Source organism: Nocardioides sp. YR527, from assembly GCF_900101045.1.
Lineage (GTDB): Bacteria > Actinomycetota > Actinomycetes > Propionibacteriales > Nocardioidaceae > Nocardioides.
On the sequence record NZ_FNFN01000004.1, the window covers coordinates 158,078 to 172,994 of the forward strand.

Below are 14,917 nucleotides of genomic sequence, written 5' to 3' on the forward strand. Positions count from 1 at the left end.
AATGTCAGAAGAGTTTTGTCCGGCGATTCCGCATCCTGGCGGGCCCTTCCGGGCACCGAGAGGGAATGAGAATCCTGATCTGGCACGTGCGCGCGGCCTGGACGACGGCGTTCGTGCACGGTCGCCATGACTACCTCCTCCCGACCACTGCGGACCGGGGCCCCGACGGGCGAGGACGCGCCCGCACCTGCGAGTGGCCCGCGGCAGCGCGCGAGGTCTCTCCCGAGGCCCTGGCGGACGAGGAGGTCGACGTCGTTCTCCTGCAGCGGCCGCACGAGGTCGAGCTGGCCGAGAAGTGGCTCGGCGGCCGCCGTCCGGGGCGTGACGTACCCGCGGTCTACCTGGAGCACGACACCCCGGCCGGTGCTGTCCCTGAGACTCGCCACCCGATGGCGGACGACGATGTCCTGATCGTGCACGTCACCGGCTTCAACGACCTTCTCTGGGATTGCTCCGGCTCCCCGACCACCGTGATCGAGCACGGCATCCTCGACCCGGGTCGCCGCTACACCGGTGACATCGAGCGTGCCGGGATGGTCGTCAACGATCCGGTACGCCGCGGCCGCTCGGTCGGCGCCGACCTGATCCCGCCGCTGGCCGAGGGCGTCGGCGCCGACGTCTTCGGCATGCGCGTCGGGCACCTGCCCGCGTACCGGGGCCTACGGACGTACGAGAACCTGCCGCAGCCCGACCTGCACGACCACCTCCCGCGACGCCGGGTCTATGTCCACCTCAACCGCTGGACCTCGCTCGACCTCTCGCTGATCGAGGCGATGCATCTCGGTATGCCGGTGGTCGCGCTGGCGACCGCCGAGACTCCGCTCGCGGTGCCGCACGAGGCCGGTTACGTCACCACCCGACGCGACGAGATCGTCCCGGCCGTACGCCATCTGATGAAGGATCCCGACGTCGCCGAGGAGGCCGGGCTGATCGGGCGCCGGCACGCGAGAAGACGCTACGGCCTGGACCGGTTCCTCGATGAGTGGGATGACGTGCTCCGCACGGTCGTCGCGGGGACCGCACCGTGATCTCGGACGATCCCGGACGAGCTCAGCGCATCTCGGAGGTTTGAACCGGCGCCTGATGGGTACCGAGTGCAGGAACAACTACACACACCGAGGTGAGATCCATATGGCATTACTTCTCTGGCTGATCGCGGCAGTCCTGGTCATCGGCGGCATCCTGGCGCTGATTCGAGGCCAAATCCTGTGGGGAGCAGTCCTCATCGTGGTCGGCCTGCTGGTCGGCCCCGGTGGGGTGAGCATCTTCACCTAGACACCATGCGGCCCGGGCCTTCGAGGCCCGGGCCGCATGGCGTCCGGGTCGAAGTCCGGTACGAAGCGAAGGAAGGGAACGAACCATGGGTAAGTGCGCCACGTGCGGCAACGACTACGACGAGAGCTTCGAGGTGACGACGGCCTCGGGCGAGCATCATGTCTTCGACTCGATCGAGTGCGCCGTGTCGGTGATCGCGCCCGTGTGCGTCAACTGCGGCAGCCGCATCCTCGGGCACGGGGTGCAGAACGAGGAGCACATGTTCTGCTGTGCCCACTGTGCTCACTCGTTCGGCGTGACGGGCGTGCGCGACCGGGTCACCAGCGGCTCCTGAGCGCGTACGCCCCGGCCGGATCGCTCAGCTGCGCTCGGCGAATCGCAGAGCGCTGTGGTGCTCGTGGGCCAGCCGGCGCAGGCAGAGCAGGAACTCCCCGAGAACCACCTGACCCAGGACCATCTGCTCCATCATCGCCTCGCGGTCCTGGGTGTCGTCGATCTGAGCGAGCTCGTAGCCGGCGATCGCGTCCACGAGGGGGAGGTAGGTCGCCGCCCCCTCGGGGTCGGTGGGGAGTCCGCTGTCGAGGATGACCTTGATGATGCCGGCCAGGTGGTTCCGCTCGGGGGCGTCCGGCCGCACGTTCGTCCACCCCGCCTGGTCGACGATCTGGTCGGCGAGGTGTCGGGTGTGGTCGTCGCGGACTCCGGGGATGGTCGTCTCGGTGCGGAGCGCGTCGCAGGCCTCGCCGAACATGTCGTGCACCGACGCGCTCCGGTCCTGGGTCGCGTCGACGAGCGCCTTGAGCGCTCCGACGGGGACGGCGCCGACATCGCGCAGGACGCGGAGCAGGCGCAGGCGGCGTACGTGCTGGTCGTCGTAGTCGGCCAGGCGCTCGGAGAGCTTTCTGCCGGGGGAGAGGAGGCCCTCGCGGACGTAGTACTTGATGGTCGCGACGCTCACGCCGGTCGAGTCGGCGAGCTCGGAGATCCGCATCGTTCCTCCGTGGACTGGTTGACAGCAGTGCTGGATAGGAGCACTATCCTATCCTAGATACTATCGCTATCCAGTTAGGGGGACGGGAATGTCGAAGATCGCCCGGGCCTATCGGGAGGCCCCGAAGAACGTGCCGGACGGCGTCACGCCCGGGCACAGCGTCGCCGATGTCGGAACGGACGAGGTCGTCGTGTTCCTGATCGGTATGCACATCCACCGCTGGCACAAGGTGCGCAGCTGGTTCCCGACGTTCGTCGCGATGCCGCGGATGCTCGCCGAGCTCGCCAAGAACCCCGACCTCGGCCTGCTCTCGGCGCGGAGCTACTGGTCGGGACGGTCGCTGCTGACGGTGCAGTACTGGCGCAGCGTGGAGGACCTCGGCAGGTTCGCCAAGGACCCGGCGCTCTCGCACGCCCCGGCGTGGGCCGCCTTCAACCGGCGCGCGGCGTCCACCGGCGACATCGGGATCTGGCACGAGACCTACCGGGTCCCCGCCGACCAGGTCGAGACCCTCTACGGCAACATGCCCGCCTTCGGCCTCGGGGCAGCGCTCGGCGTCGTCGAGCGGTCCGCCGGCCGGCGCAACAAGACCCACGCGCGGATGGGATCCACCCGCCCGGAGTACGTGGAGACGTGACCCCTACAGCGCGGTGACCGTCGCGCTCGGCGACAGCGCGCGTGTCGGAGCGCCCCACAGCAGCACCACCGAGAGCAGTGCGGCGATCCCGGCGCAGACCGCGGCGCCGGCGAAGACGGTGTGCTCCTGGGCGATGGCGGCGCCGATGAGCAGGTCCTGATAGTCCTCGCACATGCCGCCGCCGGTGCACACCGACGACAGCGACGGCAGGTCGGCCTGGGCGGCGTAGTAGCTGCGCAGGCCGATCGTGGTCAGCGCCGAGATGCCGACAAGCATCCCGACCATGCGGGCCACCACGGTGAAGGACGTGGTCAGGCCGTGCATCGACTGCTCGGTCGTGGCCAGGATCGCCGCGTTGACCGGCGCCAGGGCGAGACCGAAGCCGAGGCCGCCTGCGACGAGCACGACGGTCGCCGACAGCGAGCGCAGCGCGTCGGCGTCCCAGCGCGCCATGAACACGAACGCCACCGCGGCCAGCAGCATCCCGCCACCCGCGATCACCCCCGCCGGCAGCCGCCGGGTGAGGAAGCCGCCCGCGACGGCACCCACCGGTAGCGCGACCAGGAACTCCAGCAGCACCAGCGCGGCCTTCAGCTGGCTGTCGCCGTAGATCGTGGTGCGGGCGAATAGCGGCACGTCGATCAGCGCCGCAACCAGCGCGGCACCGACGAAGAACGAGATCAGCACCGAGCCCCACGCCGGCGTCCGGGCGAACGCGCCGCGGGGCACGATCGGGTCGTGCGCCCGGCGCAGGTGGAAGACGAAGCCGAGCAGCGCCAGCCCGCCGGCGACCAGGTACCAGGTGCCCTGCTCGGAGAAGACCGCCACCTCGGGGTCGGCGGTCGCGAAGGCCAGGATCACCCCGGCCAGGGCGAACGAGAGCAGCAGCGCCCCGAGGAGGTCGACCTCGTCGGCGATCCGGCCGAGCACACGGCGTACGCCCGGCCGCAGGCCGCACTTCACCAGGAACCCGAGCGTGGCGATGATCGTGACCAGGCCCAGCGGGGTCAGCCAGCGGGTCGACCCGGCCCCGGGCACGTAGAGCGCGCCCCAGGTCAGGTCCTGGACCAGGGCGGTCGGCTCGATCGCCAGCAGCACGAACGCGGCGCCGGCGACCAGCAACAGCAGCAGCGCGATCAGGTCCGGCCGTCGTGGGCGATCCCGCGCGGCGTCAGAGCGGCCCAGACGCCGGATCGCCACCGCCAGCACGAGGCCCACCACGAGGTTGAGCGCGAAGATCGCGCGCCAGTCCGCGACGGCGAGCACGGCCGCACCGATGAGCGGCCCGAGCACCGAGCCGAGCTCCTGGACCGCCGAGACCAGCCCGAGCGGGACCCCACGGCGCTCGGCGGGATAGAGCGCCGCGACGAGCGCGAGGGTCGCCGGCACGAGCGCACCGCCGCCCAGTCCCTGGAAGAACCGGCCGACCACCATCGCGGCCAGGTCCCACGACAGCGCCGTCAGGAACGAGCCGAACGCGAAGACGACGAGACCCCCGACGAGCACCGGCAGGTGCCCGAGGAGGTCGGCGAGGCGTCCGATCAGCGGGAGCACCGCGACGTACCCCAGCAGGAAGCCCGAGATCAGCGGGGCGGCCCGTTGCAGCTCCTCGATCGAGAGCCCGACGCCCGCCATCATGTCCGGCAGCGCCAGCACGACGACATAGGTGTCCGCGGCGGCGAACGCCACCGCGACGGCCGCCAACCACAGGACGGCCCTCACGGCTTGGTGATCTCCTTCTCGACGCCGTACTCGGTCACGTCGATCGTGTAGGAGTACGCCGCCTCGCCCTCACCGCTGAAGTTGCCCTCGATGGTGGCCTCGGTGAGCTCGTCGGAGTCGTTGATGATGTAGGTGACGTCGAAGTCGCCGGTCGCGCCGGCGAGGATCTTCTGGACCGCGGTGTCCGGGAGCGTGCCGGTGTAGGTCGAGAGGATCTCGTCGTTGTCGGCGCCGCCGCGCACCGACTTGCCGATCTTCACGTCCTGGGTCGCCGAGAGCAGCGAGGAGATGCCGGTCTCCGGCGCGATCAGCGCGGCCGGGTCGGGCACGCCGTAGTCGGCCGGGTCGAGCTCCTGGAACGCGGTCGTGAACGGCAGCTTCGCGTAGACGACGCCACCGACCGAGACCACCTCGACCTGGGCCTCCGCGCCCATCACCGGGACGGTCAGCTTGCCCTGGAACGCGGGCTCGCGGGTGAGCGTCCCGGTCGCGGCCTTCAGCGTCGTGATGCCCTCGGGCAGGTCGTCGGAGGCGATCGAGAAGTTGATCCCGCTCGTCTCGTCGAGGTTCTTCTGTGCCGCCGCGAGCACCTGCTGCGGCGTACGTCCCTTGGCCGGGTCCTCGTCCCCGCAGGAGGTCATCACGAGAAGCGCGGCCAGAAGGGCGAGGAGAGCGAAGGCGAGGCGTGGCAGGCTCATGGGCATGCGGGTCAGAATGCCACGCCCCGCAACCCTCACAGTGTCCAGGTCGCTGCGTCGCTGATTCTCCGGCCGTTGGTTACCGCGGTGGCGACGACCCGGTTGGCGCCAGGACGCAGGTTGAGGGGGAACGCGGCGGTGTGGTTCTCGACCTTCGTGGTGCCCATGACCCTGCCGTTCAGGCGCAGTGTCACCTCATCGGCGTTGGAGAAGACATGCACGGTCGTCGCCGCCTCGGACCGCTCGGTCCACCCGCGCTCGACCAGCCGCAGCGTGGGTGTGCGGGTCCAGGCCGAGCGGAAGTAGTAGAAGGCCGCCTTGCGAGTGCCACGGTCATACGTCACCAGGCCCTTGTCGTTGAGACCATGGGCGTCGCCCTCGTGCCGGGCGTCGCTGGCGAAGTCGAACATGGCCCACACGAACGCGCCCCACAGAAAGGGCCGCGCCGCGATCTGCGGCCACAGCTGCGAGTGGTGGTAGGCCTGATACTCCTCCGGGTGTGGCGCCCTGGTGTCCAGGCCGCCTGCCACGCCGGGCCACTCCTGGTGCTGCCGCACGCTCGCGCCGGCGCCGTACTCGGTGATGCCGAGGCGGCGGGCCGGATCGGTGGCGTGCAGCTCGTCTGCCCAGCGGCCGAAGTCGGCTGTTGTGCCGGCGTACCAGCCGTCGTAGCGGTTGTAGCCGGACAGATCCGCGTGGTCGAGGACGCCGGACTCGTCGGGGTAGAGGCCGCTGAGGTGAGCGTAGGAGGTGTGTCGGCTCGGGTCCTCGGCCTTGATCGTCTCCTGGATCGCGGCGAGGTTGGCGTTGACGTCGGCGGTGTCGCCCAGCTCGTTACCGATGCTCCACCAGGCGACGGAGGGATGGTTGCCGAGGCCGCGCACCATCTCCCGCGCCTGGGCGACCAGGTTGGCGGTGAGCTCCGGGCTGTCGTTCGATCCAGTCGGACTCGGTACACCCCCGACATAAGGCACCTCGGAGTAGAGCAGGATCCCGTACCGGTCGGCGAGGGCGTAGGCGAAGTCGTCCTGGGGATAGTGGGCGAGGCGTACCGCGGTGACGCCCATCTCCCGCATCAGCGCGAAATCCTCGACGGTCTGCTCCTGCGAGATCGCCCAGCCCTGGTCGGCCCGGTCCTGATGGCGGTTGACGCCGTAGATCCGGTACGGGCGGCCGTTGAGGAGCAGGCCGAGGTTGGCGTCGACATCGATCGTACGCAGTCCCAACGGCTCCGCGACGGCATCGAGCACCTTCCCACCACGCACTATGGACACGTCGACCGTATAGAGATACGGATCCGCCGGACCGTCCCAGCGGTGCGGCCTCGGGATGTCCACGATCTGCTGGACCGTCGCTGCTGCGGACTTCCTGCTCGTCGCAACGGTGCGCCCGCGTCGGTCGACCACGCGGGTGATGACCTCGGTGCCTACCGGGTTCACGACCCGCGAGGTGACCTCGACGGTGGCGAGGGCATCGGTCAGAGAGCGCTGCCGGATGATCACCCCGGGCCCGCCCGAGTCCAGCAGATCGAGGTGGGATCGGGCGGTCCCGATGAGGCGTACGCCGCGGTAGAGGCCGCCGTAGACGTTGAAGTCGCCGGCCAGCGGAGCCACATCCGCGCGCAACGCGTTGTCGACCTTCACCGCCACCGTCCCACCGTCCCGGAGCGCCTCAGTGACGTCGAGCCGGAACCTGCCGAACGCTCCGGCGTGCGTCCCGACCAGGGTGCCGTCGACGTATACCTCGGCCACCTGGCTCGCCCCGCCGAACTCGAGGAACAGCTCTTGGCCGCGCATCTCCGCGGGCACCCGCACGTGGCGGCGATACCAGCCGGTGCCGCGGTGGTAGTTCCCACCGCCGTCTTGGGCATCGAGCGCGTTCCAGGTGTGCGGCAGATCGACCCGCTCCCACCTCACCCCCTCGGCATCCTCCCCGAGGTGGAAGGACCACCCTGACGAGACCTCGACGCTACGTCGCGCCGACGCGGCAGCAGGCGTGGCCTCGGCAGGTACGGGCCCGAGAGCCGGCAGGGCAGCGGCCGCGGCGGCACCAGCGCCGGCCATGGTGAGGAATCGGCGGCGGTCGGCGGTGACGTTCGGCAGCAGACGGTCGGATGAGTGCATGATGGCTTCTCTCGGGTCGGACGTGCTGGGCAGGGGCAGACGGTCAGCGGTTTCGGTGCGCACGGCCGACGGGGATCACCATCAGGTCCTCGCCGACGACGAGCTCTCCCGAGAAGCCTCGCTGGGCCTTGCGCCAGCGTGCGGAGGGGTTGTTGCCGGGCACCAGATGGGAGAGGGCGAGCGTGCTGACGCCGGCAGGCTCGGCGACGTCGCGGCCGACCTGCTCGATGGTGGTGTGCGACTCGAGCAGGTGTTTGCGGAGCGCCTCGGCGGTGTCGGACGGTAGCGCCGCGGTGAGCCGATCGACGAACTCGGGGTCGATCACCTCGTGGACGAGGACATCCGCGCCGCGCGCCAGATCGATGAGGTTCGGGCTCACGCAGGTGTCGCCGGAGACCACGACCGACCCGTCGGGGGTGTCGAAGCGATAGCCGTAGGCCGGAGCGGTGGGGTGGTGATCGACCAGCGTCGCGGTCACGGTGACCTCGCCGTCCTTCCAGACCTGGATCGGGGCCTCGAGCCGCGGCGGGACGCCTTCGGGATCGATCGACCACACCGCCGAGTGGTCGATGTCGTGGACGTCGAAGAGCGTGTCCGGGTCGGGGAAGTTGCTGTCCCGCAGTCGGTCGTTGAAGTCCTGGGCGAACGCGTTGCGCAGATGCCTGGTCATCGAGGAGATGCCGGGCATCGGCTCGTCCGGGTTGACCACGGCGGGTGCTGGCCGGGTGGGCGGGAAGACCCGGCTGAGGGTGTCCCGGGGAGCCGGGCCGAACACCTGCACCGGCCCGCCGGAGCGCCCGACGATGTTCATCGACCCGATCGCGTACGTCGTGGGCCAGTCGACAGTGTGGTCGCTGTGGAGGTGGGTGAAGAAGATGCCGCGCACCCAGGAGAGGGCGGACCCCAGGCCGGTGTCCGGGGCAAGGCCGCTCTGCTGCAGGCGGCCGAAGGCGCCCACCCCGAGGTCGACGACGTACACCTTGTCCTCGAACGCGATCGCGGTCGACACCCCGTGCCGGCCGCCGTCGAGCACGGCCGGGCCACCTGATGTGCCGAGCAGCACGACACGGGTCCGTGCCTTGGAGCGGCGCGCGGTCCCGGCAGCGAGCGTGGCTGCCGCCGCCGGCGAACCCACGGCGGTCGCCGTCACCGCGCCGGCGGCTCCGAGGCCGATCATCGACAGCAGCCGGCGCCGGTCGGTCGAGGGGATCGAGGCGACAGCCTCGTTGAGGACATGACACATGTGGATCGGCTCCTGGGTCAGGCGGTGACGGCTGCGTCACTGGTGAGGACGCGGCGGGTGAGCAGGGCGAGGACGACGGCGATGACGCCGACGAGGACGACGGCGGCACCGAGACCACCGAGCGCACCGGTGAAGGCGACGACCAGGAGCGGGCAGACGAACTCGCCGAGGAACAGCGCGGCGGTCCACAGGCCGGTGCCGCGACCGCGCTGCTCGAAGGTGAGGCCGGACTGGGCCCAGACGAGCAGGGTGGGCAGCATCAGGCCGGTGCCGGCCGAGGCGATGACCGCGCCGAGCACGATGACCGGCACCAGGGACGTGGCGCCGAGCACGACCAGACCGGTCCCGGCCAGCCCGAAGGCGATGGGCAGCAGCGTGGCGGTGCCGCGGCGGGAGACCCGGCCGAAGGCGTACGCACCGCCGGCCGTGGCCAGCGAGGCGAGCGCGGTGAACGCGCCGATGGTGGGGACGGCGGTGATCCCGGCCGAGTCGAGCATGTAGGGGAGCTCCACGATCGGGGTGTAGAAGACGATGCCGCCGACGACCGTGACCGCGCACGGCAGTGCGAGGGCGCGGGTGGGCAGCGGCGGGAGCGGGGCGTGCTCCTCGGTCGTGGCGGTCTCGCCGGCGGGCTGCCAGATGAGGGCTGCGGCGAGGACGAGGAAGACCAGGCTGGAGGCGTAGAGCCAGAACGGGGTGCGCCAGTCCTGGGCGCCCAGCGCCCCGCCGAGGGCGAAGAACACCGTGGCCGACAACGACGCGAACACGGTCTGCATGCCGAGCCAGCGGTCGCGCTCGGTGCCGGAGAAGTAGTCGGAGATCAGCGTGGTGCAGCAGGTCATGATCGCCGCCTCGGCGACTCCGACACCCGCCCGGCTGAGCACGATCGCGGCCAGTCCGTCCAGCCACAGCGGCGCGGTGCCGAACACGGCGTAGACCGCCAGGCCGGTCAGCAGCAACCGCTTGCGCCCGAACCTGTCCACGATGCGGCCGGCGAACGGTGCCAGCAGCGCGATCATCAACGCCGGGACCGTGAGGGAGAGCGGGACGAGCGCGGTGGCCGCGCCGCCGTCCCCGAAGTGGTCCTGCATGCGTGGCAGGACCGGGGCGAGCAGCACCGCGCCGAGGATCGGCAGGCAGCTCATGAACATCAGCAGGAAGCCCTGAGGGCGTCCGGCTCGCCGGACGGGCGAGAGGGTGTCGGGCATGGGTTCTCCATGGTCGGGCCGAGAGGGTGTGACAGCAGTCACAGCATCGTGGGAGATCCAGGAGGTATTGCGGAAGCCAAACTTGCTTCTGCCGGGTATCAGCCCCGTCGATAGTCAGACGTCAGTCCGACTGCTCCAGTCGCGCGGCCGCGCGCGTCATCATCCCGCGCAGCCAGCCGTGCGCCGGATCCGCGCGATGGGCGGGGTGCCACCAGAACGCCTCCTTCAGCGGGACGACGTCCCAGGGGCACTCCAGCGTGCGTACGCCGGCGGCTCCCGCCAGCCGGTTGGCGAGCTGCCGCTGCAGGAGGGCGACCCGAGGGGTCCCGGCGACCAGGAACGGGACCGGGAGGAAGCTCTCGGTCACGACGTGGACGTCGGGCTCGACCCCGATCATGCTGAGCTGGCGTACGGCCGGGGTGAAGGCCGTCGGGGCGTGGTGGGTGACGACCCAGGGCATCTCGGCGAGCTCTGCCATCGTGATCGTGTCCCCGACGGCCTCGTTGTCGGCCGAGACGACCAGCACCCAGCCGTCGGTGTGGAGCTCGACGGCCGGCAGATCCTGCAGGAACCCGTGGGGGAGCACCATCCCGTCCACGTGTCGCAGCGACTCGGGTGCCTGGTCGACGTCGTCGTGGGTCTGCATCTGGAACCGGAGGCGTACGCCGGGGGCCTCGCGGGCCAGCTCGGTGGCGAGGTGGTCGCCGAGCACGGTCGTGGAGTAGTCGGAGGCGACCACGGTGAACTCCCGGGTCGAGGTCGCCGGGTCGAAGCTCGGCTCGGCCTCGAAGACGCGGCGTACGCCGGCCAGTGCTGTCGTGGTGGTCCCGCGCAGCTGTGTGGCCAGCGGAGTGAGGTCGTAGCGGTTGCCGGTGCGGACGAGAAGCTCGTCGCCGAAGTGACGCCGAAGGCGCCGCAGCGCGGCCGAGACCGCGGGCTGGCTCAGCCCGAGCCGCTCCGCCGCCCGGGTCACGTTGCGCTCCTCGAGCAGCGCGTCCAGGGAGAGCAGCAGGTTGAGATCGAGGTTGCGGAGCGGATCGGTCGCCATGGTCCAAGTATAAACGTGGTGTATAAGCGGGATAGGAAATCTGCTCTTCCCGAATAGTTGGGCGCGAGTCAGAGTGGTGCTCGTCACTCCACCACCTCGCACATCAGGGAGACCTCATGCCCGCCATCACCTCGGTTCTCGTCATAGGTGCCGGAACCGCCGGGACGGCGACCGCGATCCTGCTCGCCGAGCGCGGCGTCTCGGTCGACCTCGTCGAGGCCAAGCCGGACATCTCCGCCCTCGGCTCCGGGATCACCCTGCAGGGCAACGCGCTGCGGGTGCTGCGCGACCTCGGCGTGTGGGAGCAGGTGCGCGCGGAGGGCTACGGCTACGACACCCTCGGGCTGCGCGCTCCCGACCCGGCCGGCACGCTGCTGGTCGAGCTCGAGGACCATCGCACCGGCGGCCCGGACCTGCCCGCGACGATGGGTATGTACCGCCCGACCCTCGCCCGGATCCTCCTCGAGAGAGCGGTCGAGTCCGGCGCCAAGGTGCGCTTCGGGGTCGTCCCGACCGCGCTCTCGCAGGACGACGGCGGCGTCGAGGTCACCTTCGCGGACGGGTCGAGCGGGCGCTACGACGTCGTCGTCGGCGCCGACGGGGTGCGGTCCTGGACGCGCCGGGCGATCGGTATCGACGTCGAGCCCGAGCCGGTCGGCATGGGCATCTGGCGCGCCTTCACCGGCCGGCCCGCCTCGGTCACCCGCACCGACCTGATCTACGGCGGACCGTCCTACATCGCCGGCTACTGCCCGACCTCGGAGGAGAGCCTCTACGCCTACATCGTCGAGCCCGCCCAGGACCGGTCCGGGCTGTCGGCCGAGGAGGGACTCGCGGTGATGCGTGAGCTCGCGGAGGCCTATCACGGGCCCTGGGACGAGATCCGTGGATCGCTGACCGACCCGACGAGGGTCAACCACACCCACTTCGAGAGCCATGTCGTCGACGGCCCCTGGAACCGCGGCCGGGTCGTGATCATCGGCGACGCCGCGCACAGCTGCCCGCCGACCCTCGCCCAGGGCGCCGCCCAGGCGCTCGAGGACGCAGCGGTGCTCGCCGAGCTGCTCGCCGCTGCCGACGATCTGGCCGCCGTCTGGCCTGCGCTGACCGAGCGCCGGCTGCCCCGCGCGCGGGCCGTCGTCGAGGCCTCGCTCCAACTCTGCACCTGGCTGAAGGCGCACGAGCGCGGTGACGTACCCGGGCTGATGGCCCGCGTCGCCGCCCTCGTCACCCAGCCCGCCTGACCACCCCAACTCACGAGGAGAACACCGTGACCGAGACCATCATCGAGACCCCGCCCGCCGAGCGGCTGATCACCCACCTGCGCCACGTCGACCTGGCCGTGCCGGACTACGAGCGGCAGCTGGAGTTCTACACGAACACCTGGAAGCTCAAGGCCGAGACGACCGACAGCGGGCTGGCGTTCCTGGCCGCGGAGGGCTCCCCGGAGCACTACTCCGTCCGCCTGCGCCGCGCCGACGACAAGCGCCTGGACCTGATCGCGTTCGGTGCGGCCAGCCCGGCCGACGTGGACGCGATGGCCGAGCGGCTCGGCCGGGCCGGGGTGAAGCTCGTCAGCGAGCCGGGCCCGGTCCTGACGCCCGGTGGCGGCTACGGCTTCCGCTTCTTCGACAACGACGGACGTACGGTCGAGGTCTCCTGCGACGTCGCCGTGCGGCAGCATCGCAAGATCGAGGAGGGCGAGTCGGTCCCGGTCAAGCTCTCCCACGTCGTCATCAACTCGCCCAACCCCGAGCAGACCGTGGCGTTCTACCAGCGCCACCTCGGCTTCGCGCTCTCCGACACCCTGATGCACCCGCGGATGGGCTCGATGATGTGGTTCCTGCGTACGAACCGGTTCCACCACAGCCTCGCGATCGCCCGCGGTCCGCACGTCGCGCTGCACCACGCCTCCTTCGAGATGCGCGGGCTGGACGAGTACATGCGCGGCACCGGGCGGCTGATGCGCGCCGGCGTCGAGAAGATCTGGGGGCCCGGTCGCCACCTCGCCGGCAACAACACCTTCAGCTACTTCCTCGACCCGCACGGCAACACCATCGAGTACACCACCGAGCTCGAGGAGCTCGAGGAGGACAGCTGGCACCCGCACCTGCACGACTTCAGTGACCCGAACGTCACCGACCAGTGGGGCACCGCCAACCCGATGGACGAGCTGGTCGCCGGCAAGTCGTTCAACGACCCGGACAAGGGCGTCTTCGTCGCCCCGCCGGTCTGAGGAGGACTCGATGAAGCTCGCCACCTATCTCGACCGCGACCTGCGGGCGCCGCGCGTCGGTCTGGTCACCGACGAAGGTCTGCATCCGTTCGCCGTCCGGCACTCGATGCGCTCGCTCATCGCCGGCGGTCGGGACGTGCTCGACCGTGCCGCCGACCATGCCCGGGCAGCGGCGGCCATCGACCTCGCGGAGGTCGAGCTGCTGGCGCCGCTGGAGCCGGCCTCGGTGCGCGACTTCGTCGCCTTCGAGGAGCACGTCGAGGGCGTACGCCGCTCGGTCGACGGCGTCAGCGGGGTCCCCGACGCCTGGTACGACGCCCCGACCTTCTACTTCACCAACCCGCACGCGATCCTCGGGCCGGGGGCGGAGGTCCCGTTCCCGGCGGCCTGCGCGGCTCGTGACTTCGAGCTGGAGGTCGCCGCGGTCGTCGGGGCCGAGGGCCGGTCGGTCCCGCCGGAGGAGGCCGGGGCGTACGTCTTCGGCTACACGATCCTCAACGACTGGTCCGCGCGTGACCTGCAGGGCCGCGAGATGCAGGTCGGCCTCGGGCCGGCCAAGGGCAAGGACTTCGCGTCCACGCTCGGGCCGTGGATCGTGACGGCCGACGAGCTGGAGCCCCACCGCGACGAGGATGGCTTCCTCGACCTGCTGTGCACGGTGTCGGTCAACGGCGTCGAGGTCGGCCGCGACCGGCTCTCGAACGTCGGCTGGACCTTCGAGACGATGATCGCGTACGCCTCCCGCGACTCCTGCGTGGTCGCCGGCGACGTCCTCGGCTCGGGCACCGTCGGCAACGGTGGGTGCCTGGCCGAGCTGTGGGGCCGTCATGGCTCGCAGGAGCCGAAGCCGCTGCAGCCCGGTGATGTGGTCACCCTCGAGGTCGAGGGCATCGGCACCCTCACCAACACCGTCGGCGTCGCGCCGCCCGCCCCCGAGCTGCCGCCGGTACGCCGCCGCGACGGTGCCGCCCGGGCAGCCGCCCGGGATGTGTCCCGATGAGCTCGCTGGCCGGACGTACGGTCGTCGTGACCGGCGCCGCCTCGGGCATCGGGGCGGCGGTCGCTGCCGCCGTCACCGCCGCGGGCGGGACCGTGGTCGGCGTCGACCGAGAGCCGGCGCCCGGCGTGCGGACGCTCGACGTCCGCGACCAGGATGCCTGGGCCGCGCTGGTCGGCGAGCTCGGTGGCCCGGTGCACGGGCTGGTGAGCTGTGCCGGTGTGACCCGCCGGGCCCGCGTCGGCGCGGTGAGCGTCGCCGACATGCGCGACGCCCACGACGTCAACGTGCTCGGGCCGCTGCTCGGGATCCAGGCGCTGGCGCCGCTGATGCCGGCCGGCGGGTCGATCGTCACCATCGGGTCGCTCGCTGCACTGCAGGGGCACTACCCGGTGGCCTATACCACCAGCAAGTGGGCCGTCCGCGGACTCACCCACACCGCGGCGCTCGAGCTGGGGGAGCGGGGGATCCGCGTCAACGCCGTCCACCCGGGCTTCATCGAGACCGCGATGACCGCCTCCGCGCCGGATGCGTTCCGGGCGGCCTCGGTGGCCTCGACCCCGCTCGGCCGCGTCGGCACGCCCGAGGAGGTCGCGTCGGTCGTGGTCTTCCTGCTCGGTGACGAAGCGGCGTACGTCACCGGCGCCGAGATCCCCGTCGACGGAGGCGTCGCCTCGCACGCCGGCGCCAAAGCCGTCTCCGACGCGCTGCGCTGAGATCCATCCATCAGAAGAGGACA

The 14,917-nt window shown here is 70.9% G+C and carries 15 protein-coding genes; 8 read left to right on the forward strand and 7 right to left on the reverse strand.

Features of this window, described 5'->3' with window-relative positions; translation table 11 throughout:
* Window positions 1-65: 65 nt before the first annotated feature.
* The 3 genes from BLT25_RS13400 (at window position 66) to BLT25_RS13405 (ending at window position 1,609) form a co-directional block, all read left to right on the forward strand.
* Window positions 66-1,028, forward strand: coding sequence for a glycosyltransferase (locus tag BLT25_RS13400; protein WP_091046628.1), 963 nt, complete (start codon window positions 66-68; stop codon window positions 1,026-1,028).
* Between the two features lie 103 nt (window positions 1,029-1,131).
* The gene (locus BLT25_RS29895; RefSeq protein WP_176883858.1) at window positions 1,132-1,275 is read left to right on the forward strand and encodes a GPGG-motif small membrane protein; all 144 of its coding nucleotides are present in this window, start codon (window positions 1,132-1,134) and stop codon (window positions 1,273-1,275) included.
* A gap of 85 nt (window positions 1,276-1,360) precedes the next feature.
* On the forward strand, window positions 1,361-1,609 hold the full coding sequence (locus tag BLT25_RS13405) for a hypothetical protein (RefSeq protein WP_091046631.1): 249 nt from the start codon (window positions 1,361-1,363) through the stop codon (window positions 1,607-1,609).
* Window positions 1,610-1,633: 24 nt separating this feature from the next.
* On the opposite strand, the gene BLT25_RS13410 is transcribed toward BLT25_RS13405, so the two are convergent.
* Window positions 1,634-2,266 (reverse strand): MerR family transcriptional regulator, encoded by a 633-nt coding sequence (locus BLT25_RS13410; RefSeq protein ID WP_091046633.1) that lies wholly within the window; start codon window positions 2,264-2,266, stop codon window positions 1,634-1,636.
* A gap of 88 nt (window positions 2,267-2,354) precedes the next feature.
* Here BLT25_RS13410 and BLT25_RS13415 point away from each other — a divergent pair, with 88 nt between their 5' ends.
* Entirely contained in the window at window positions 2,355-2,903 is a 549-nt protein-coding gene (locus BLT25_RS13415) for a DUF4188 domain-containing protein (RefSeq protein WP_091046635.1), read from the forward strand.
* A gap of 3 nt (window positions 2,904-2,906) precedes the next feature.
* Here BLT25_RS13415 and BLT25_RS13420 read toward each other — a convergent pair whose 3' ends face one another.
* The 6 genes from BLT25_RS13420 to BLT25_RS13445 all read right to left on the reverse strand — a co-directional run bounded on the left by BLT25_RS13420 (window position 2,907) and on the right by BLT25_RS13445 (window position 10,945).
* Window positions 2,907-4,625, reverse strand: coding sequence for an MFS transporter (locus tag BLT25_RS13420; RefSeq protein WP_176883861.1), 1,719 nt, complete (start codon window positions 4,623-4,625; stop codon window positions 2,907-2,909).
* Window positions 4,622-5,329: an LppX_LprAFG lipoprotein gene (locus BLT25_RS13425; protein ID WP_091046638.1), complete on the reverse strand. Its 708-nt coding sequence runs from the start codon at window positions 5,327-5,329 to the stop codon at window positions 4,622-4,624. Before BLT25_RS13425 ends, BLT25_RS13420 begins: the two co-directional genes overlap by 4 nt.
* Window positions 5,330-5,358: 29 nt before the next feature.
* Window positions 5,359-7,446 carry a glycoside hydrolase family 2 protein gene (locus BLT25_RS13430; RefSeq protein ID WP_091046640.1) on the reverse strand — a complete coding sequence of 696 codons (2,088 nt, stop codon included), beginning with the start codon at window positions 7,444-7,446 and terminating at the stop codon, window positions 5,359-5,361.
* A 43-nt stretch (window positions 7,447-7,489) separates the two neighbouring features.
* Window positions 7,490-8,689: an MBL fold metallo-hydrolase gene (locus tag BLT25_RS13435; protein WP_091046642.1), complete on the reverse strand. Its 1,200-nt coding sequence runs from the start codon at window positions 8,687-8,689 to the stop codon at window positions 7,490-7,492.
* Window positions 8,690-8,706: 17 nt separating this feature from the next.
* Window positions 8,707-9,897, reverse strand: a complete 1,191-nt coding sequence (locus BLT25_RS13440; protein WP_091046644.1) for an MFS transporter — start codon at window positions 9,895-9,897, stop codon at window positions 8,707-8,709.
* A gap of 121 nt (window positions 9,898-10,018) precedes the next feature.
* Complete coding sequence (locus tag BLT25_RS13445; RefSeq protein WP_091046647.1) at window positions 10,019-10,945, reverse strand: LysR family transcriptional regulator; 927 nt, start codon at window positions 10,943-10,945, stop codon at window positions 10,019-10,021.
* Window positions 10,946-11,061: 116 nt separating this feature from the next.
* On the opposite strand from BLT25_RS13445, the gene BLT25_RS13450 reads away from it, so the two are divergent.
* From BLT25_RS13450 to BLT25_RS13465, 4 genes are read left to right on the forward strand one after another with little or no spacing between them, the layout of a single operon-like run.
* The gene (locus BLT25_RS13450; protein WP_091046650.1) at window positions 11,062-12,189 is read left to right on the forward strand and encodes an FAD-dependent monooxygenase; all 1,128 of its coding nucleotides are present in this window, start codon (window positions 11,062-11,064) and stop codon (window positions 12,187-12,189) included.
* A gap of 26 nt (window positions 12,190-12,215) precedes the next feature.
* Window positions 12,216-13,181 carry a VOC family protein gene (locus BLT25_RS13455; RefSeq protein ID WP_091046652.1) on the forward strand — a complete coding sequence of 322 codons (966 nt, stop codon included), beginning with the start codon at window positions 12,216-12,218 and terminating at the stop codon, window positions 13,179-13,181.
* Between the two features lie 10 nt (window positions 13,182-13,191).
* On the forward strand, window positions 13,192-14,181 hold the full coding sequence (locus BLT25_RS13460; RefSeq protein ID WP_091046656.1) for a fumarylacetoacetate hydrolase family protein: 990 nt from the start codon (window positions 13,192-13,194) through the stop codon (window positions 14,179-14,181).
* Window positions 14,178-14,894, forward strand: a complete 717-nt coding sequence (locus BLT25_RS13465; RefSeq protein WP_091046658.1) for an SDR family NAD(P)-dependent oxidoreductase — start codon at window positions 14,178-14,180, stop codon at window positions 14,892-14,894. Before BLT25_RS13460 ends, BLT25_RS13465 begins: the two co-directional genes overlap by 4 nt.
* Window positions 14,895-14,917: the final 23 nt, after the last annotated feature.